21 protein-coding genes and 5 tRNA genes are annotated in these 19,306 nt (G+C 42.1%); 1 reads left to right on the top strand and 25 read right to left on the bottom strand.

Annotated elements, in window-relative coordinates; genetic code table 11:
• Nucleotides 1–153: 153 nt before the first annotated feature.
• The 20 genes from CSV67_RS15445 to acpS form a co-directional block, all read right to left on the bottom strand.
• Nucleotides 154–227, bottom strand: a tRNA-Gly gene (locus CSV67_RS15445).
• Between the two features lie 37 nt (nt 228–264).
• Nucleotides 265–351, bottom strand: a tRNA-Leu gene (locus tag CSV67_RS15440).
• 88 nt (nt 352–439) lie between these two features.
• Nucleotides 440–515: transfer RNA gene (locus tag CSV67_RS15435), tRNA-Lys, on the bottom strand.
• A gap of 72 nt (nt 516–587) precedes the next feature.
• Nucleotides 588–662: transfer RNA gene (locus CSV67_RS15430), tRNA-Gln, on the bottom strand.
• A 52-nt stretch (nt 663–714) separates the two neighbouring features.
• Nucleotides 715–786, bottom strand: a tRNA-Glu gene (locus CSV67_RS15425).
• A 257-nt stretch (nt 787–1,043) separates the two neighbouring features.
• The gene (locus tag CSV67_RS15420) at nt 1,044–1,496 is read right to left on the bottom strand and encodes a SprT family protein (protein WP_099632488.1); all 453 of its coding nucleotides are present in this window, start codon (nt 1,494–1,496) and stop codon (nt 1,044–1,046) included.
• Between the two features lie 14 nt (nt 1,497–1,510).
• Nucleotides 1,511–3,652, bottom strand: a complete 2,142-nt coding sequence (locus CSV67_RS15415) for a Tex family protein (protein ID WP_099632493.1) — start codon at nt 3,650–3,652, stop codon at nt 1,511–1,513.
• 112 nt (nt 3,653–3,764) lie between these two features.
• The gene (locus tag CSV67_RS15410; protein WP_099632487.1) at nt 3,765–4,361 is read right to left on the bottom strand and encodes a PP2C family serine/threonine-protein phosphatase; all 597 of its coding nucleotides are present in this window, start codon (nt 4,359–4,361) and stop codon (nt 3,765–3,767) included.
• Nucleotides 4,361–5,146: an RNA polymerase sigma factor SigB gene (gene sigB / locus CSV67_RS15405; protein ID WP_099632486.1), complete on the bottom strand. Its 786-nt coding sequence runs from the start codon at nt 5,144–5,146 to the stop codon at nt 4,361–4,363. Before sigB ends, CSV67_RS15410 begins: the two co-directional genes overlap by 1 nt.
• Nucleotides 5,121–5,594: an anti-sigma B factor RsbW gene (gene rsbW / locus CSV67_RS15400; protein WP_099632485.1), complete on the bottom strand. Its 474-nt coding sequence runs from the start codon at nt 5,592–5,594 to the stop codon at nt 5,121–5,123. Before rsbW ends, sigB begins: the two co-directional genes overlap by 26 nt.
• On the bottom strand, nt 5,581–5,922 hold the full coding sequence (locus tag CSV67_RS15395; protein WP_099632484.1) for an STAS domain-containing protein: 342 nt from the start codon (nt 5,920–5,922) through the stop codon (nt 5,581–5,583). Before CSV67_RS15395 ends, rsbW begins: the two co-directional genes overlap by 14 nt.
• A 101-nt stretch (nt 5,923–6,023) precedes the next feature.
• Complete coding sequence (locus CSV67_RS15390) at nt 6,024–7,028, bottom strand: PP2C family protein-serine/threonine phosphatase (RefSeq protein ID WP_199173199.1); 1,005 nt, start codon at nt 7,026–7,028, stop codon at nt 6,024–6,026.
• A gap of 13 nt (nt 7,029–7,041) precedes the next feature.
• On the bottom strand, nt 7,042–7,443 hold the full coding sequence (locus CSV67_RS15385) for an anti-sigma regulatory factor (protein WP_099632483.1): 402 nt from the start codon (nt 7,441–7,443) through the stop codon (nt 7,042–7,044).
• Between the two features lie 2 nt (nt 7,444–7,445).
• Nucleotides 7,446–7,808, bottom strand: coding sequence for an STAS domain-containing protein (locus CSV67_RS15380; RefSeq protein WP_083034138.1), 363 nt, complete (start codon nt 7,806–7,808; stop codon nt 7,446–7,448).
• Nucleotide 7,809: 1 nt separating this feature from the next.
• On the bottom strand, nt 7,810–8,637 hold the full coding sequence (locus CSV67_RS15375; RefSeq protein ID WP_099632482.1) for an RsbT co-antagonist protein RsbRA: 828 nt from the start codon (nt 8,635–8,637) through the stop codon (nt 7,810–7,812).
• A gap of 187 nt (nt 8,638–8,824) precedes the next feature.
• Nucleotides 8,825–9,175: a type II toxin-antitoxin system PemK/MazF family toxin gene (locus tag CSV67_RS15370; protein WP_029054722.1), complete on the bottom strand. Its 351-nt coding sequence runs from the start codon at nt 9,173–9,175 to the stop codon at nt 8,825–8,827.
• A gap of 4 nt (nt 9,176–9,179) precedes the next feature.
• A complete protein-coding gene (locus tag CSV67_RS17085; protein WP_099628036.1) occupies nt 9,180–9,485 on the bottom strand; it encodes a transcriptional regulator in 306 nt (101 codons plus the stop codon).
• 156 nt (nt 9,486–9,641) lie between these two features.
• Nucleotides 9,642–10,754 carry an alanine racemase gene (gene alr, locus CSV67_RS15360; RefSeq protein WP_099632481.1) on the bottom strand — a complete coding sequence of 371 codons (1,113 nt, stop codon included), beginning with the start codon at nt 10,752–10,754 and terminating at the stop codon, nt 9,642–9,644.
• 86 nt (nt 10,755–10,840) lie between these two features.
• Nucleotides 10,841–11,875, bottom strand: a complete 1,035-nt coding sequence (locus CSV67_RS15355; RefSeq protein WP_099632480.1) for a LolA family protein — start codon at nt 11,873–11,875, stop codon at nt 10,841–10,843.
• A 95-nt stretch (nt 11,876–11,970) separates the two neighbouring features.
• Nucleotides 11,971–12,327 carry a holo-ACP synthase gene (gene acpS, locus CSV67_RS15350; RefSeq protein ID WP_099632479.1) on the bottom strand — a complete coding sequence of 119 codons (357 nt, stop codon included), beginning with the start codon at nt 12,325–12,327 and terminating at the stop codon, nt 11,971–11,973.
• A 68-nt stretch (nt 12,328–12,395) separates the two neighbouring features.
• On the opposite strand from acpS, the gene CSV67_RS15345 reads away from it, so the two are divergent.
• Nucleotides 12,396–13,001: a rhomboid family intramembrane serine protease gene (locus CSV67_RS15345; protein ID WP_099632478.1), complete on the top strand. Its 606-nt coding sequence runs from the start codon at nt 12,396–12,398 to the stop codon at nt 12,999–13,001.
• A 144-nt stretch (nt 13,002–13,145) separates the two neighbouring features.
• On the opposite strand, the gene CSV67_RS15340 is transcribed toward CSV67_RS15345, so the two are convergent.
• From CSV67_RS15340 to CSV67_RS15320, 5 genes are all read right to left on the bottom strand, one after another.
• On the bottom strand, nt 13,146–14,678 hold the full coding sequence (locus tag CSV67_RS15340) for a PH domain-containing protein (RefSeq protein WP_233192633.1): 1,533 nt from the start codon (nt 14,676–14,678) through the stop codon (nt 13,146–13,148).
• Nucleotides 14,671–15,150 (bottom strand): PH domain-containing protein, encoded by a 480-nt coding sequence (locus CSV67_RS15335; protein ID WP_099632476.1) that lies wholly within the window; start codon nt 15,148–15,150, stop codon nt 14,671–14,673. The genes CSV67_RS15340 and CSV67_RS15335 overlap by 8 nt, the downstream gene beginning before the upstream one ends.
• 138 nt (nt 15,151–15,288) lie before the next feature.
• Nucleotides 15,289–16,803, bottom strand: coding sequence for a degradosome RNA helicase CshA (gene cshA / locus CSV67_RS15330; protein WP_099632475.1), 1,515 nt, complete (start codon nt 16,801–16,803; stop codon nt 15,289–15,291).
• Nucleotides 16,804–17,232: 429 nt separating this feature from the next.
• Nucleotides 17,233–17,925, bottom strand: a complete 693-nt coding sequence (locus tag CSV67_RS15325; RefSeq protein ID WP_099632474.1) for an alpha/beta hydrolase — start codon at nt 17,923–17,925, stop codon at nt 17,233–17,235.
• Nucleotides 17,922–19,292 (bottom strand): UDP-N-acetylmuramoyl-tripeptide--D-alanyl-D-alanine ligase, encoded by a 1,371-nt coding sequence (locus CSV67_RS15320; RefSeq protein WP_099632473.1) that lies wholly within the window; start codon nt 19,290–19,292, stop codon nt 17,922–17,924. Before CSV67_RS15320 ends, CSV67_RS15325 begins: the two co-directional genes overlap by 4 nt.
• Nucleotides 19,293–19,306: the final 14 nt, after the last annotated feature.

The following is a 19,306-nucleotide window of genomic DNA, read 5'->3' as shown; positions in this document are numbered from 1 at the left end:
TCAGTCAGTAAAATGAAAATTCGATTAGCTCGAGTTTCATTTGCTGGCATCAATTAAGATACTCATTTTGTTTGTGTCACCGTTAGGTGCACAAACTGTATTTCGTTAACGTTTTGCTGTTCAGTTTTCAAGGTACATTTGTTTTTAAAATAATGGAGCGGGTAGGGAGAATCGAACTCCCATCATCAGCTTGGAAGGCTGAGGTTTTACCACTAAACTATACCCGCATATAATTTGTAATTGAATTGTAATGGTGAGAATGTTTGGTGCGGTAAAGAGGATTTGAACCTCCACAGGGTTAACCCCCACTAGGCCCTCAACCTAGCGCGTCTGCCGTTCCGCCACTACCGCTTTGTTTTAGCGACAATTACTAGTATACACCTTCAGTTTAATAAGTCAAGAGCTTTCTTAAAAACTTTTTAAACTTTTTTAAATTGAATGGTGAGCCGTACAGGATTCGAACCTGTGACCCTCTGATTAAAAGTCAGATGCTCTACCGACTGAGCTAACGGCTCATATTAAAATGAAAGGAACAAATCATTCCAAATACCTTTGATCTCTTTAACGCGTGTAATACGCAGTAAAAATGGCTGGGGTAGCTGGATTCGAACCAACGAGTGACGGAGTCAAAGTCCGTTGCCTTACCGCTTGGCTATACCCCATCAATGATAACCTACTATCAAATCTTCAGGGATTTGTTTGTTTTATTAAAAGTGACCCCTACGGGATTCGAACCCGTGATACCGCCGTGAAAGGGCGGTGTCTTAACCGCTTGACCAAGGGGCCTAAGTTATATTGACGCTTCAGCAAGCAAACCGTTTGTTGCGCTTGTCTTAGTCGACTTTTACTATTATAGACAGGGTCTTACCGTTCGTCAACCTTTTTAAGCAATCTTTTTTAAATAACTTTTCAATGCGCTTTGAATCGTTGATATGACAACCTTTTCAATTAAAAAATCTCAAGCCACAAAGTCTTCTTTCACTTCTGTTTGTCCCATTATATAAAAGGCATCCAATCGCTAAGATTGAATGCCTTTTATGTCTTCACTTCACTTTTGAAATCTCCCCTGCACATTTTCCACAGCGATACTTCGCACAATTCATTCTTCTGCGTCTAGGATAATCCAATCCGCAAGCTGTACAACGATATAAATGGATTATTGTACTTTTCGCTCGGCGTTCCGTAAGTGGCTTGCAATGACGGGGTGAATTCGTCTCTTTTAGCAGCTTTTTAAAATCCGAATCTCCGTGTTTATATCCCTTTCCTTCTATATGAAGGTGATAATGGCAAAGTTCATGTTTAATGATCCCGATTAATTCTTCTTCATCATGAAGCTTAATCACTAACGGATTAATCTCTATATAATGATTACTTAACTTGTAGCGACCACCCGTCGTCCGCAGTCTACTATTAAAAATCGCTTGATGGACAAACGGCTTATGGAAAATTTCCAATGAAATCTGTTCAACCAGCTGCTGTAAATATTCTTCTGACATGCTGATTCTCTCCTTTATTTCTTAAGGGGAAGCATGGATAATGCGATACGCCCTTTCTGACGATCAACAGAATCAATCCATACTGTAACAATATCACCAGATGCCACTACATCTAAAGGATGCTTGACATAGCCATTTTTCATTTTGGATATGTGAACTAATCCATCTTCCGAAACACCTATGTCTATAAATGCACCGAAATCCACTACGTTGCGCACTGTTCCCTGCATTTCCATTCCTTCATGTACATCTTTAATATCGAGTACATCCGCTTTCAATAAAGGTTGCGGATAATCGTCACGCGGGTCACGATTTGGCCGCTGTAATGTTTGGATGATATCTTGCAATGTGATCTCTCCCACGTCTAACTGCGCAGCAAGTGTCGGGATATCCACGTGTTCAAGAGCGGTCGTCGCTTCTTCTGTACCAAGCTGGGATTTGTCGAGTTGCAACTTTTTCAATACTGCTTCTGCTACTTTATAACTCTCTGGATGAATTCCTGTCGAGTCAAAGCGCTCTTTTGATTCCGGTATGCGTAAGAAGCCAATGGCCTGTTCATACGTTTTCGCACCGAGCCTCGGTACTTTTTTCAATTCTGTACGCTTTGTGAACTTACCTGCATCTTCCCTAGCTTTGACAATGTTCTCCGCCACAGCTTTTGACAGACCTGAAACGTACTGTAATAGCGAAGATGAAGCAGTATTGACATTCACCCCTACTCGGTTCACCGCTGTTTCCACGACAAATGAAAGTGATTCTGTCAAATTCTTTTTTGCTACGTCATGCTGGTATTGCCCCACACCAATAGATTCCGGATCAATTTTCACAAGTTCAGACAAAGGATCTTGCAGTCTTCGCGCAATGGATACCGCACTTCTTTGCTCTACCTGCAGGTCCGGGAACTCTTCCCGTGCTTTTGCAGATGCTGAATATACACTCGCTCCTGCTTCATTGACAATTACGTAAGAAACCGGCTCATCCACTTCTTTAATTAGATCGGCGATGAACTTTTCTGTCTCGCGTGATGCAGTTCCGTTACCAATCGCAATAATAGATATCGGATATTTCTTCAATAAATCGAGTATTACTTTTTTTGACGCTTCTTTCTGCGGCTTCGGTGGGTGAGGATATATGACAGAGATATCCTGAAGCTTTCCCGTTTCGTCTACTACCGCAAGTTTACATCCTGTTCTGAACGCCGGATCTACGCCTAGTACCGTTCTACCTTTTAACGGCGGCTGTAATAGAAGGCTCCGAAGATTTTCCGAAAACACGTGAATTGCCTGCGTTTCTGCTTTTTCAGTTAACGTCGTTCGTACTTCTCTCTCTATTGAAGGGGCAATTAATCGTTTGAAAGAATCCTCTAACGCTTCTTTTATATATACCGCAGATGAAGAAGGGTGTCGCTTTAGATACGTACGCTCGAGATCCCCAATGATGCGATCAGCCGGGAATCCAACCCCCACACGTAGCACATTCTCTTTTTCTCCTCGATTGATAGCTAAAACGCGGTGAGGCACGATTTTACTGAGTGGTTCTTCATATTCATAGTAGTTTTCAAAAATTTTCCGCTCATCTTCCGCGTCCTTTTTCAGGGTAGCAGTCAGTTTCCCAGATGCCCATGTGATTTTACGAATCTTTTCACGCATTGTCGCGTCTTCCGATACTCTTTCGGCAATGATGAACTTAGCGCCTTCTAACGCATCTTCTATTGTAAGAATTTCTTTTTCAAGATTGATATAGGCTTGTGCTGTAGTCTCAATATTCACAGATGACTGCTGTATTAATTGGTCAGCAAGAGGTTCCAAGCCGTTTTCAATCGCAATCATCGCTTTCGTACGTCGTTTTTGTTTATAAGGGCGGTACAAGTCTTCGATTCGTTGCAATACCGTTGCACGCTCAATATCTACCTTTAACGTATCATCCAACTTCCCTTGTTCATCGATTAAACGCAGAACTTCTTCTTTTCGCTGTTCAAGCGACTTGATATAATGATAGGCGTCTTCAATTTCCTTGATCTGCACTTCATCAAGTGAACCTGTTGCTTCTTTTCGATAACGCGCAATAAAAGGTACAGTGTTGCCTTCTTCCAACAGAGCGATGACACTTGCCGTTTGGCTTTTACTGATTCCTGCGCGGCTTGCTGTTGCTTCCATAAGATCTTTTGACAATTCAACCACCCTCTCTTCTTTCCATATAATAGCATGTTTCTAACGCAGTTTCCTTCTGCAACTATTTTATTTTCAAACACAAAAAAGCCGCTTCAACTTAATGAAGCAGGCTTGCTGCGATGAATGTCGCATCATCATTATCTTCAATTGTACGTTCAACCTTTTTATATAATTGATAAGAAGTGGTGTTTTCTTGCAAGTACTTTTTAGGACTTCGCAAGTTTACGCCATCAGAATGGAGGAAGAACCGGTCATTCTTGTTATAAGGATACCTTTGCGTACGGGGCGATTGTGGTTGTCCGGATAGATAACCCATTACTGGCAAAGGATAAATCATCTGACCATTTGATTGTAGGATATAGATTCGAATGTTACCGACACAACTATATTCCAAAGTTTGTTGTTCAAAATACACTTTTACAATCCCTACTGCCGCGCCACGTTTATGTAACATCTGTTTATTGCAACGCAGTAACAAATCGTCAGGTGATTCATGGTGATACAACTTTAAGACTTGTGGAATTATTTCAGCAGATTCTTTCGCTTCTGTTCCACTGCCTAAGCCGTCTGCAATAGCACAGATGAAATAATCTTCATCTGAATGAATGTAGTATGCATCCCCAGAATCTTTATTACCTTTTTTGGACTGTTGGAATATATATGCCTCTACATAGTCATTCTCAAAAGTTTCCACTAATTTGCACCACCACTCGTTAGGATTACTTCTTGCAACTTCTTAATTGCTTTCCGTTGCAGTCTCGAAACATGCATTTGAGAAATATCAAGTAATTCTCCGGCTTCTTTCTGACTCATCTGATCGATATATGTATACTGGATAATCTGACGTTCACGCTCAGTTAAAACGTTCAGTGCATTCAAGACTAGCATACGCTGATCTGTTTTTTCAAAACCGTCATCCGTCTCACCAATAATATCAAGCAGTGTAATGGTTCCACCTTCTGAATCCGCGTCTAATGTATGGTCAATTGATAGCGCTTGATAGCTTCTGCCCATCTCCATCGCCTCAAGCACTAATTCCTCATCAGTACCTAGGTATTCCGCTATTTCATAGACCATTGGCGATCGCTGAAATTCAGTCGTTAACGTTTCAACCGCCGCTTTGATTTTCGGCCCTAACTCCTTGATTCTTCGCGGCACATGAACAGCCCATGTTTTATCACGAAGGAAACGTTTGATTTCCCCGATAATTGTCGGTACAGCAAACGCCTCGAAATTCCGTCCTTGTTCGGGATCATATCTTCGTATTGCGCCTAATAGTCCTAGCATTCCCGCCTGGACAATGTCTTCATGATGCGATTGTCCACGCGAGTATTTGCGCGCGATTGAGTGTACCAGTCGCTCATAATGTAGGACTAGTTGCGTCTGCGCATAGTCGTCATTATTCTCCTGGTATTCATGTATCCATTTAATGACTTGCTCTTTTGTCTCATTGTCACGAGAAGACTGTTGATTTGACATGGTCCTCTCCCCGCTCTCTGCCCAAATATTTGGTCATGAAAACAATGACACCCTCCCCATGGTCAACTTTGACTTCATCCATTAAAGTTTCCATTAAGTACAGTCCCAATCCACCTTCTCTAAGTGGCGATTCTTCATTCCAGTCTTGATAAGGACCAACTTTTTTCTTTGTTTCTTCAAAATCAAAGCTTTGACCATGATCTGTCACAACAATTTCTAGGCGATCTTTATACAGGGCACACCCTAGGATTACTTCACCCGTTTTTTCACCATTGTATGCGTGTTGCACAGCATTCGTCACCGCTTCACTTGCAGCGATCTTCAAGTCTTCAATTTCATCATATGTAAACCCTATGCGACTCGCAAGACCTGATATAGCTAAACGGGCTACACCTACGTACTGGGCTTTTGCCGGAACTTTTATTTCAATGTAATCAAACGCTTGCATTGTCTTCGCCACCTTTAGATTGTTCTATCTCCATAATCTCATTGAGGCCCGTGATTTCAAACAAACGGTAAAGGCGTTGGTTTAGTCCTTTAATCACTAATTTTCCATTATACGCTTTTACTTCTTTATAGAATCCGACAAATATGCCTAAGCCTGTACTGTCCATATAATTCACTTCGGATAGGTCTAATTCCACTTCAATTCCTTCTACTAACTCCAATGTTGCCAAATGCTCTTTCAACTTTGGCGCTGTATATATATCGATCTCTCCGATAACTTTAAAGTTATGTACGAGATCTTTATCAACTTGCTCAACTTGTAAATTCATTTCGACACCCCGATCATTTCTCTATTTTCTATGAAGGTACAACTTAATCATACCCACTTCACACTCATTGTTTTATACCCATTCTTTAATTTCTTAAACCTTTATTTCGTTTTTTTCAAAACTACGAGCGTAAAGTCATCATGCAATTCATAATCCTGCATTTTAGAAAGCTCGTTAAATAAATAGTCAACCATCGCTTGTGCACTTTCCAAACGTACTTCCCGCAATAAGTTTTCTATAATATCCATTTCAATGAAACCTATATCAGTTCTGGTTTCCGTTACACCATCCGTCATAATTGCAATGAAATCATTATCTTCAAGACGCACTGTTCGTTCTTCATATACCGCTTCTTCTTGAACACCGAGTAACAGACCTTTACTTTCAAGCAAACTGTACGAATCTTCCGCCGCACGATAAAATAGAGCCGGCTCATGTCCAGCCGAAGAATAGCGAAATACCGAATTTTTGGTATCGTATTTTCCATAAAACATGGAAATAAACATAGAATCAGCAATGCTTTGTTCCACCATTTTATTAATAAAGCTCAATACTTCAAAAGGATTTCTTTTCTCATATCGCAGACTATCCATACCAAACTTCACCATAGACATATGCATAGCTGCTGACATGCCTTTTCCGATTATGTCTGCTACAGCCAAGCAAACTTCTTGTTCTGTTTCCTTTAGAAAATACACATAATCTCCATTCATTTGCTTCGATGGTCTGGAAATCCAACCTATATCGAGACCCTCCAACACAGGAGTTGTCGTTTGCAACAAAGTGTTTTGTACTCTAACAGCAATATCCATCTCTGTTTGAATGGCTTCTTGTTTGCGGATCAAGCTCTGATGCTCTTTAAGCGCCAGTCCATAATGAATCATCATTTCAATTAAAAAATCGAATGACACGCTGACATCGGCCGGCAAATCTTTAATTAATTCTTCAATAGAATTTTTATGAATACTTATGACGTCTTCCGGCGCAATACTTTTTTCTATGAAGCTGCGGCTGAATTGCTGTCCCAAATAGAGATCTTCTTCTCCTTTGGAGTGCAGATAATTCTCCAGCATTTGCTTATACTGCTTACCCGCCTCTTGTGGCAATACCCTTCAACTCCTAGTGCAACCATTTCGTCGCTGTAATAGTGGTACCTACGCCCACTTCTGTTTCTATACGAAAATCATCCATCAATCGTTTAACTCCTGGCATTCCTGCACCCAATCCTCCGGAAGTTGTATAGCCATCTGTCATAACTTTTTGCAAATCGGGAATTCCTGGTCCTTCATCGGAAGCAGTAATAAGTAAACCAACCCGGTTGCCTACTGTGATAGGCGCAATTTCAATTCGACCTTTTCCTGCGTAAAGATATATATTCCTTGCTAATTCACTTATGGCAGTCGTTATTCTCGCTTGGTCGACTGTCCCAAAGCCCGTACTTTTCGCCTCATTACGACCCAATTGTCTAGCGGCAACAATATCCCACTCCGTCTTGATCTCTATAGAAGACCTGTGTTCCATGGTCAGGCCTCCAATTCTCTAGTCAATTTCTCTAGCCCATTCTCTAGATCTAATGCAGTTGTCACGTTCTCTAAACGGATACCTAATTCAATTAACGTGATGGCTACAGATGGTTGAATACCTGTGATAACTACTTTCGCACCCATCAGACTTGTCATATGAATAACATCACCTAGCACTTTTGCAATGAATGAATCAATAAAGTCAATGGGTGTCAAATCAATTACAACGCCTCGTGCAGACGTTTTATGCAATTGATTCAATAAATCTTCCTGGAATTGTAAAGCGGTCTGATCATCAAGTTCTACTTGAATAGATACAATCAACGTGTCTTTTAGCTTTAGAATTGGGATTCGCATCTTCATACTACTTTTCCTCCTCCACAATTGTCCGTCCTGTCATTTCAAGCGCCTTCTGCATCCCTCTGCGTAACGTGCTTGTCGTTGAGAAGTCTGTAAGATTAATACCTAGAGTCACAATAGTCTGCGCGATTTCTGGACGAATTCCAACTAGCATACATTTCGCACCAACTAGACGAACCGCGTCTGCCGCTTGGATGATATGGTGCGCAACCATCGTATCTACTACCGGAACACCTGTAATATCAAGTAACACGACTTCAGCGCGTTGCTTGACAACCCCTTCCAATAGATTTTCCATAATCAATTTCGCACGCTCTGTATCAATTGTACCGACTAACGGCATGACAGATATCTTGTCGAATACCGGAATCAAAGAAGCCGATAGTTCTTGCAATGCAATCTTCTGCAAGCTGTCCGTACGTTCCCACTTCGTAGCATATTCTTCAATGATGCTCTCCCTTAGCGGACTGATCCAGTTTGAGAAGATAGTAATCCCTTCGCGCAAGTTGGAGTCTTGTAAGATCCCCTTCTCAAAGAATAGATTATATACGACGGTAGAAAACGTATCAATTGCCCGATTGATAAACTTAATTGACCATCCAAAATGAATGACTTTCTCCGTGAATTCATCCAATCGTGCCTTGTCCACTGTTTCGCGGTACGAAAGATTTGATGTCATCAATTCTGCAAATTCTCTACTAGTTGTAGCTACTACAGCTACTGGCATTAAATCCAGAAAACGCTCATCAGCATTCTCTTTCATTTCTTCTACCCAGCGCGTAGTGATTACATCAATATTCTCGGCTATACCTTTTTTCATGACTTCGTTCATCGTTATTTGTTCCTCCCTACATCTTCAATTATCTCTATTGTATCGAATTCCACTGCAAACTACATGTTTTTAACCATCTTTTTTCGAAATTACTATAAAAAAAACACTATAACCGGTTGGCTATAGTGTTTTCAGGGGCCATTAGTTACTGGCGCCATCTGCAATAAAAGTTAGTAGTATATGTATGCTAAAATTTAATAAGTCCGAAGCTTACTTGTAAAGCTTCGTCGACTTGCTTCATTAACGCATCGTCTAAGTGTGTTATTTTGTCTGTAAGCCTTGACTTGTCGATTGTGCGGACTTGCTCGAGCAGGATGACTGAATCCCGCTCGAATCCATGCCGTGCCGCTGTAATTTCGACATGTGTCGGCAATTTTGCTTTTTGTATTTGTGCAGTAATGGCTGCCACAATCACTGTAGGACTGAATCGGTTACCGATATCATTTTGGATGATTAGTACCGGTCTGGTCCCACCCTGTTCAGAACCGACTACAGGTGACAAATCTGCAAAAAAGACGTCTCCGCGTTTAATTGCCAACTTTTCATCCTCCGCTGACGCAACGTTCTACGGTATGCTGAGCTTCAAATTCCGCATATAAACATTCTGCCGCTATGTTGAGGTTGATTTGCGACATTTCCACATAACCTCTAATCATGGCTTCACGTAATAAGGAAGCTTCACCATGTTTGATATGTTTCACATCTGTCGTATAAACGAAATCTTCTTGCACTTGCTCCCATTGAAAGATCGCGTCTTCATTTTGCTGTTGCAATCTGGTTGAGGCTATACTAAGTATTCTTTTATCGTTTTTATCCGTACGCAAATCGAGCACCTCCGACAAACCCATCCCTCTATTTCTATATCATTTCTATCTTACCATTTATATTGGAATATGAAAAGACAAGGTTTGAAGTGTTTTGACAAGAAATACTAGTTTCGTCAGTAGTATGTCGAATTGAAGGGCCGTCGCGTCATATATTTCGCCAGATAGTTTCGACGTTTTTTACGTATAGACTCTAGGTATTCGTGTAGAAATTGTTACAGCCACTTCATAGGGTATCGTATTTAGGCGTTCAGACCATTCTTCTATCATTATTTCTTCGTTTCCCTGTTTGCCGATCAATATTACCTTTTCACCTTCGGGATATTCACGTGGTAATCGGATCATGCATTGGTCCATACAAATGGTGCCAACAATTGGTACCCTCTTGCCATCGATCAGTACTTCCTGACCTCTTAGCGAACGCCTCAGCCCATCCGCATAGCCCACTGGTAATGTACCGATCCATTCACCTTCAGCTGCTTTATACGTACCACCATAGCTAATCTCCTCGCCAGCCGCCATCTGTTTCACGTAAGTTAATTCGGTTTCAATCGTCAACGCTCGTTCCAGCTTAAACGGCAACTGCTTAGCGACATTATGAGACGGCGGAATACCGTACAAGCTTATGCCAAAACGGACAGCGTCAAGTGCGTATTCAGGAAACAACAAAATCCCCGCGCTATTTGACGCATGAATGAGACGCGGTTTTTCAGGCAAACAACTCACTAAGCGCATGAATCGTTCAAACTGTCGCTGTGTTGGTTCCCGATTTTCTTCATCTGCACGTGCAAAATGCGTGAATACACCATCAATAGATAAATCGGACTGTTGAATAGACTTCACCAATCGCGTTAGCTCCTCTTCAGTCCGCACTCCAATTCTACCCATTCCACTGTCGATTTTTACATGAATCCTACATTTATTATCAAATGGCTGTTGTGCACGTACTTGTTTTACCCAATTTTCACTTGTGACCGTCAAAATAATGCGATGTTTTGCCGCTACAGCCGCAAATGATACCGGTGAAAATCCCAGCACGAGAATATCGGTGGTCGGTTGTGTTTTCCTGAGCGTCATCGCTTCATCAGGGGTGGCAACGGCAAACATGTCTGCTCCCGCTTGCAATGCAGCGGAAGCAGCCTGCGCTACTCCATGACCGTATCCATCCGATTTGACGACCGCGATCAACTTTGTTTCTCTAGGTAAATAAGAAATAAGGTGTTGTGCATTTTGCTCAATAGCTGCTGTATTAATAACCGCTCGTGTTGGGCGATATTGTGTTTCGTTAAACATTTCCTTCCACCTCTTTACAGGATAGACTGTCGCATGAAATAATTATCTATCCTAAGGCATAGTCTAGTCAATTGATTTAGGCATTGTTATTTGGATTCTGTCGCTGTCATCGCATTTGCTACAGTGATTAATTCTTCTTTACTTAACATGTCGGATGCAACAAAGAACGCCATGCCATTCGCTTCCCAGTGAATGGATTTATCCGTCAATGCCGCTACTGCGAAACCTAGATCAACTGGATCACCCTCGATGGATACAGGCATTTGATTCAAAGGCTTTTCAGCTGGTTCCTGAATTACAACATATTCTTTATCTCCACTGAACGTCATGATAACACGCTGACCGTTCTCAATTTCCACGCTCTTCTCCTCCGACAGTGTCGTACCTTGTAAATTAGCAACCGGATAGTAGGTTTGTTGATCTACCTTAGCCTGATCTTCCCCATCGCTTTCTTTTGCTTCTCCGTCAGAATCGGCTTGATCACCGTCTGCCTTCGGTTTATCCATTTCTACCTTATACTCTGCAACTTTATGCTCTACACCTAAGGCAATTTTATCGAACTTAATGGAAATCTTTTCTTCACCCGCTTCATCATGAATCGTCACCTTGCTTGGTAATAAAGTCTTTTTATCGATATGAATTTTCTGAGTTGGTAAAAGTGACTTATGATTATTGCGTGTCGCTGTTTCAAAGATATACTCTTTTTCCTTTTCTTCCATGACTGCTGCTTTGTCCGCCTTAATATCTTCAGCAAGCGTTCCGATCAGATACCCTTGACTGTTTTGAGCCGGCCAGTCACTTTGGAATTTATATGTTTTGCCGAGTGACGGCGTAATAACGAACACGCCTTCTTCATTACGAACGATCATTTGCGACTCTTCATTCCCCGATTGTGTCACATTCACTTTGTAAAACTCTGGCTTAGTATGCCATACTTCCACATTGTACATCCGAGGCTCTGAACCTGTTTTGATTTCCATTGAAGCATTTAACTCATACCCCTTTGTTTCGTTCCACTTATTGCTAAGTTTCTTCATAACATCTTCTTTAGAAGGTTTACCACATCCTCCTAGTACTAACATAACGGCGACGACTGTTAACAAGATAATTTTTTTCCGCATTCTTTTCATCCTTTCTCCAATCAATTCGGGTAGCTTATCTTATGAGAGGGATGAATCGATTATGCGAGCTTGTTTTAAATTCTATTTAGACGCCTTCACGATTCCATTAGGACCACTTGTGCAGCCGCTACACTTTGGGTATGCGTAATGCTAATGAACCCTTGAACCAGTTGACTATGAAAGTACAATACTGGGCGGCCACTTGCTTCTGAAATGACTTCAATGTCCAGAAAACTGCAATCTGATCCGATTCCAGTCCCACGCGCTTTTGAGAATGCCTCTTTAGCCGCGAACCGCCCCGCCAAGTATTCATTTTTACGGTGACCACTCAACGTTTCATATACCTGCAGTTCTCTTTTAGACAATATACGCTCTCTGAATTTTGCACCACGGCCATCCAAGCGAGCTATCCGATCTAATTCCACGATGTCTAATCCAATTCCTTGAATCAAAATGAACAACTCCTTTCCCTTCAAGTTAAATAATATGTATAATCAGTACAGAAGATTGAGGTGAAACCATGTTTATAAGAACGGAAAACTTTTCACAATATGTTCGCGCCTATCCTGTCGTGACATTTTTGCTCGCCTTAAATATCGGGATATTTATCTATACATTAATTCCCGGTATTGGCGATCAGCTCTTTTTATTCGGCTTGGGAGACAACTTGCTCATTGCGAACGGAGAGTATTGGCGCTTAATAACCCCTATGTTTTTGCATGGCGGTTTCATGCATTTACTATTTAACATGTTCTCGCTATTCGTTTTCGGACCGGAACTTGAGAAAATCGCAGGGAAAGCACGGTTTATTACAGTATATATGTTAGCGGGCTTATTCGGTGATATCGCAACATACTTCGTGCAACCCGCTGCCTATACGCACGTCGGTGCAAGCGGTGCGATCTTCGGCGTGTTCGGCGCGTTTGGTGCGCTTGTCTATTACACGAAGCATGCGTTTCCACAGTTGAGACAAGTTATTTTACCGATTATCGTCATTAGTGTTGTGATGACGTTTGTTGGAACGAATATCAACGTGACAGCCCACATTGCAGGCCTGCTCACAGGCTTCCTGATTGGGCTGAGCTACTTCAATCCGAAGAACATTGTCAGTTGGCGAAAAAAGTAGTGTAATGCAAAGTCAGACAGGGTGTATCCTTGTCTGACTTTTTGAATTGCGATGAAGTAGAGAGTGAATTAGTGAGTACGAGGGGATTTCCACTACCCCCTGTCAGCCTTTCTACTTTCATTGAGAACCAAAAACCAGACAAGTTTAGTTGTCTGGCTCTATTTGCGATTCTGTGCTTTCTGGATGGAACTCATACCAAGACAAGAACTTTTCTGCATCCTCCTGCGGCATGTGGCGAATGGCTGGGGCATCAAGTGTCATGCCAGATTTGACGTTTACCATAAGGGTCGCGACCTTTTTTCTCCGATGGAAATAATTCTGATCTAACTCCATTGACTGAATCCTGTTCTTCTCTGTAAACACCGTCTGTCGGCTGATTGTGCGAAAACGCATCGTCAATTGTTTCGTCAAGATGGTATAGGCCGCTGTTTTGTATTGCCATATACCGTGCAACCCTACTAATGGTAACAGTAGCAACATAAGCAATCCATATGGGAAAAAGTTGTACGAGACAATCGCTATCGGTAGTAGTGTGACAAGTAACTTAAAACGATAATAGAAACGTTTTCCTCTTCCGCCAATTTTCTTTGTCGGTTCACTGAAATCCATATTTGGAAATAGCTCCTGCAATGGTTCAATCATGCTATTTCGTTTTGCCAACGGGAAAAGTTTGATTCGTGAACCTTCTCCCACTCCTCCCGCACTATTGATGATGACCGCGCCATAGCCGAATAGCTGACGGATAGGATTTTCGGTGATGGTGATATTTTGTACACGTTTTAATGGCACAGTAACTCGCTTCTTCTCGAGCAACCCGCGCGTGATGACTAAATTATCTTTCTCACGTATGACTTTGAAATCATAATTTGCAAGGAATGTCATTGCGACAGATAACAACCAAACGATCAGGAAGCCAAGTACTACTAAAATCGCAACGACGAAAATACCGATGCGGATGAAAGATTTCAGTTCTCCAAACAACCAGTCATACGGAATGAGTTCCTCAATTTGCGATAGGAATACGATCGCACCGGATAAAATAACTCCAATCCCACCGGAAGTTGTCGCAAGCATAAGCAAGTCACTGGTCGTCATAGAGAAAATTACTGGTGCTGGTTGCTGCACTATCTGCACTTCTTCCGGCTCTCGTATCAACTGCCACTCTATTTGATCAAATAATGCCGGTTCCGGACCTAGAACTTTCATTTTTTTCGACTGCTTAATTTCTTTTTCAATTTGTTGCGCCGCATCCTTCGTGATTGCAGTTAATTCAGCTTCTGCATCTTTACCGGATGAAGAACCTGCTGTTTCAATTTTGACCTTAACCAACTGAAATGGCCGATGAAAAATACCTTCTGTGTAATCTAAACTTTGAATACGTTCGAATGGAATGTAACGTTTTTTCCGTACAAACAAACCCGATACGATGCGCAACTCCTGATCTTCAAACCAGTAATCAAAACGGCGCCATTTCACAATACCCGAAACTAATGTAAATACCAGAAGCACGCCAAATAAAATCAACGACCAATACTGGATATACCATGGCGCTGTACTTTCTCCTTTGAAACCATTCACGAAAACCAAGATGACGAACGGACCAATCAACTCTTTTAATGCTTTCGCCGTCTCGACAACAGCTGATATCCAATGAAGTTTATAACGTGGTTCAGACATCATCTTTCGCCACCCTTGCAAACGTGGAAATACGGTTGCGTAGTTCATCTGCTTCTTCCGTCACAAGCGCAGGAATGGAATGATTAGTCGCTGCAGTAGAGATCGTGATGGAGGCCAGACCATACTTACGTAAAATGGGTCCTTCCGCTGTATCCACGTGCTGAACGCGCACCATCGGAATGAGCGTGCGATTGACGATGAATAATCCATGTTGAAGCTCAATTTCCGCTTCACGCACTTCATAGCGCCAACGTTGCCAACGAATTTTCGGGAATAAATAAATTGATAAATACGCATTTACTAATACAACCACTGCCACGGCGAACATAATCCAATTTGACCAATCAAAAAGGTATGATAAAAAACCTAATCCAACTGCGATTGCTAGTATGATCACACTTTGAATCGTTCCATATAGTCTCCAAACTGTTAATCCTTTTTTGGATAGTTGATTTGAAGGTTGTCGTCTCACAAGACCACCCCTTTTCGAATTTCTACTGATATATACGTAACAATTGTAAAAACGTTTCACTCTCATCGATCATATCATATTCACGACAAAAAAATCCGGACTGCTATAATGCAGGCCCGGATTTTATACTTATTATTCTTAGCGTTCTGAACGAGTGCTACTGCTGCGTCTTGATCCGCCATCTCTTCTAGCGCCATCGCGAGGTCCGCTACTACGTCTAGTTGATCCGCCAGCTGATGAACTTCTGCCGCGTCCTCCTTGAGAACGTCCGCCACCGCTACGATTGCCGCCTTTATAGCCGCCACCAGAACGTGATGAAGATGGTCTGCGTGAAGGTAGTGGGCGCTCTTCTGAAATAGTTACAGGAGTCTCATCAACACTCTTAGTCAATGACTTAAGTGCTGCCGCCACAACTTCTTTCGCATCATGTTTCTCAAGCAATTGTGCTGCTAATCCAGCATAATCCTCTGAATTGTTCTGTTCAATTACTTCCACCAAGGAATCCACTGCATTTTTCTTCTGTTCAAGCAATGCCTCGTCAGAAGTCGGTGGGCGTAATGGAGTCATACGCTTCTTAGTAGTTTCCTCAACGATACGAAGGTAACCCATTTCACGTGGTGTTACGAATGTAACAGCCACTCCGTTTTTACCAGCACGGCCTGTACGACCGATACGGTGAACATAGCTCTCTGGATCTTGTGGAATGTCAAAGTTGTAAACGTGTGTTACGCCTGAGATATCCAATCCACGTGCAGCTACATCTGTCGCTACAAGTACATCGATTTTATTGTCTTTGAACTGACGCAAAACTGACATACGCTTTGCTTGTGTCAAGTCACCATGAATTCCTTCAGCAATATAGCCGCGGATACTTAGCGCATGAGCCAACTCGTCTACCCGGCGTTTTGTACGTCCGAATACGATAGCCAATTCAGGCTGTTGAACGTTCAACAATCTTGATAACACATCAAATTTCTCACGTTCATGAGACTTTACGAAGAACTGCTCAATGTTCTCAACAGTCATTTCTTTTGATTTGATTTTCACCATTTCTGGGTTTTTCATGAAAGTTTCTGCAATTTTACGGATTGGAGCAGGCATAGTCGCTGAGAATAGCAACGTCTGACGCTCGGCCGGTACGCTTGCAAGAATTGTATTGATATCTTCGATGAATCCCATGTTCAACATTTCATCTGCTTCGTCCAAAACAAGTGTTTGAACGTGATCAAGCTTCAATGTTTTACGATTGATATGATCCAAAATACGTCCCGGTGTACCGACTACGATGTTTGGATTATTACGAAGTGCACGAATTTGACGTCCGATTTCTTGTCCGCCATAAACAGAAAGAACCTTCGCACGGCTACCGTAGCCGACTTTATAAATTTCTTCTGATACTTGGATTGCCAATTCACGAGTTGGTGCGATGACCAGCGCTTGAACCGCAGTACTCTTCGGATCCAACTTTTCAATGATCGGAATACCAAATGCTGCTGTTTTACCAGTACCTGTTTGCGCTTGCCCGATTACGTCGCGGCCTTCCATACCAAAAGTGATTGTACCTTCTTGGATTGGCGTTGCCTCTTCAAACCCCATGCGTAGCAAAGCGTTTTGTGTTGTTTCACTAATATTTAATTCTGAAAACTTAGTCAAAATATTCATTCTCCTTTATTTCTCCATTTGACAATTGGTTACATCTGCAAATGAAAGCGCGGCAAATTCGAGCCATGTACTTTGAAAGTTGGGAGCGTTTCCGATATATCCATCTCTGGTTTGTTAAAAGAATCTTCTAGAAGGATTCTTGTGGTTGAGAGGGGTCATATCAATTACACTTATCGTAATTGCGTCCAGATTTTTATACAGCACAATGTAAAACCCGTGACATACAAGGAAAGCTCGGTCCTTGCCGAGCGGTGAAAACAGCAAATCATTGCTAGTCTGCCTACTAATCACCGTTTTATTCAAAAAAAAGTACTCTCCGTATAATATAACGGAAGAGTGCCGTGTAAATGTATCCAATTCCTTTCATCATTCTACCATGGCTTACACAAGACTGCAACGAATCCGCTTAAGTTCCATTAATCAGTCTTCGTCCATGAACTTCAGTACTTTCGGGAACCACACATGGCGATCTTCGCTATAACAAATATGGTGTTTGCCATTTTTCGAATAAATCAAGTGTTTTTCTTTTGATCCGAGTTGCTCGTATAGTAACTCTGCTGTAAATGCGGGAACGATTCCATCTTGCTCTCCTTGCACGATGAAAACAGGTGTTTTGACTTGATGATAATACCGCCGCACTAAGCGAAGGACGCGTAAAAACTCTATTGCTACACGAACAGGTGTATTTGTCAGCTTATAGTTATACAGATGATAAAACGAGTCTGTAGGATAGTTCTTACGTCTAAACGACCTCATCATTATTCTGGCATCATCTAATAAAATACGCGGACTAATATACTTCGCCGCAGCACTTAGTAAAATAAGCTTTTTTATTGGGTAGCGTAGTGCCAAATACATAGCGATCAAGCCCCCCATAGAGAAGCCGACGACTATGACGTCATCCACTTCTTTCTGTAGTTTTCGTAATGCTAATTCCCCCACCATCATCCATGACTTGGCGGAGCCTTTCTGTACGCCTAGATCCATTTCATGCCCCGGTAAAACAGGCACGACTATTTTCCAATTGGTATGATTCTCTAGAAATCTTTTGAACGGTGCGATTTCAAAAGGACCGCCCGTGAATCCGTGAATGATGAGAACACCTGTTGTCACAACTTTTCCTCTGCGAGTATCTCTATGATCCGTTCTAGTTTCATTCCTCTAGACCCTTTAAACAACACCACTGTCTGATCTGTTAGTTTTGGGCGCAATGCATCCGCAAGCAATACCGTGTCATTCGCTGTCCACATAACTTCTCCAGGGTAATCCTTCAACTGGTTTGACAACCACTTCATACGGGGTCCAAATAGCGCAATCCCACTTACGTTCATAGTAATCAATTCCTCCGCGAGCTCTTCGTGGTAGCGCTGTTCGTCAGTACCAAGCTCTAGCATATCCCCAAGGACAAGCCACTTGTTTTGTTTGACTGACGTTTCATCAATAAAACGGAACGCCGCACGCATGGAAGTGGGCGCAGCATTGTATGCATCATTAATTAGTAATGAACCGTTTTTCCCCGCTATAGGTTGCATGCGCATATCCGTTAATGTTGTTTCACTCAATGACTCTTCAATTTGTTTTTCTGTTAGACCTAACTCGTTTGCAATTATAATCGCGGCCAGTGCATTCTTCACTTGATGAGAACCGTAAACAGGAATGGTAAACTGCCCTTCAAGCTTACCGGTTACAGTGAATGCACTACCTTTATCGGTAGATATAATTTGTTGCGCAGTCAAATCAGCCTGTTCATAACCGAATGACACACTTCGCAAACTTGACTGTTGATGTACTAATTCTTTTAATAACGGTTCATCACCATCGTAAAGCAACATACCGCCACTCACCAGACCGTCGATGATTTCAAATTTTGCCTTTGCAATCCCTTCGCGTGAACCTAGGTCTTGCATATGTGCCTCACCAATATTGGTTATGACTGTAAACTGTGGTTGAGCAAGCGTTGATAGAAATGAAATTTCTCCAAAGCCGCTCATCCCCATTTCAAGAATAGCGACTTCTGTGTCATCTTCAACAGATAATAACGTCAATGGCAAGCCAAGCTCATTATTGAAGTTACCTTCCGTTTTCTTGACCTTGCGATAAGGTGACAATACCCCTGCAACCAAATCCTTAGTCGACGTTTTACCATTCGACCCTGTGACTCCGATGACAGTACACCTTAATTCACTTCGGTAGCTACGGGCCATTTGCTGTAATGCGAGCTCTGAATCCTCGACGAATAGAAGAGGTAGACCTGTCGGTGGATTAGGTTCATCTTTTAGCCAAAGTGACGCGATTGCACCTTGCTCAATTGCCCCTTTGACGTATTGATGACCATTTACTTGTTCACCTCTAAAAGGGATGAACAAGTCCCCCGCTTTCACATTCCGTGAATCGATGCAGACACCTGTCACTTGTTGCTCTGCGATATGCTGTCCTTCTGCCTGAAGCCATTGCTGGATCGTTGATAGATTTCGTTTCACGTTTCTTCCTCCAC

Source organism: Sporosarcina sp. P2 (assembly GCF_002743255.1).
In the GTDB taxonomy this organism is placed as follows: Bacteria; Bacillota; Bacilli; order Bacillales_A; family Planococcaceae; genus Sporosarcina.
Note: the sequence above shows the minus strand (reverse complement) of the source record. Positions and strands in the feature narration are given on the sequence as shown.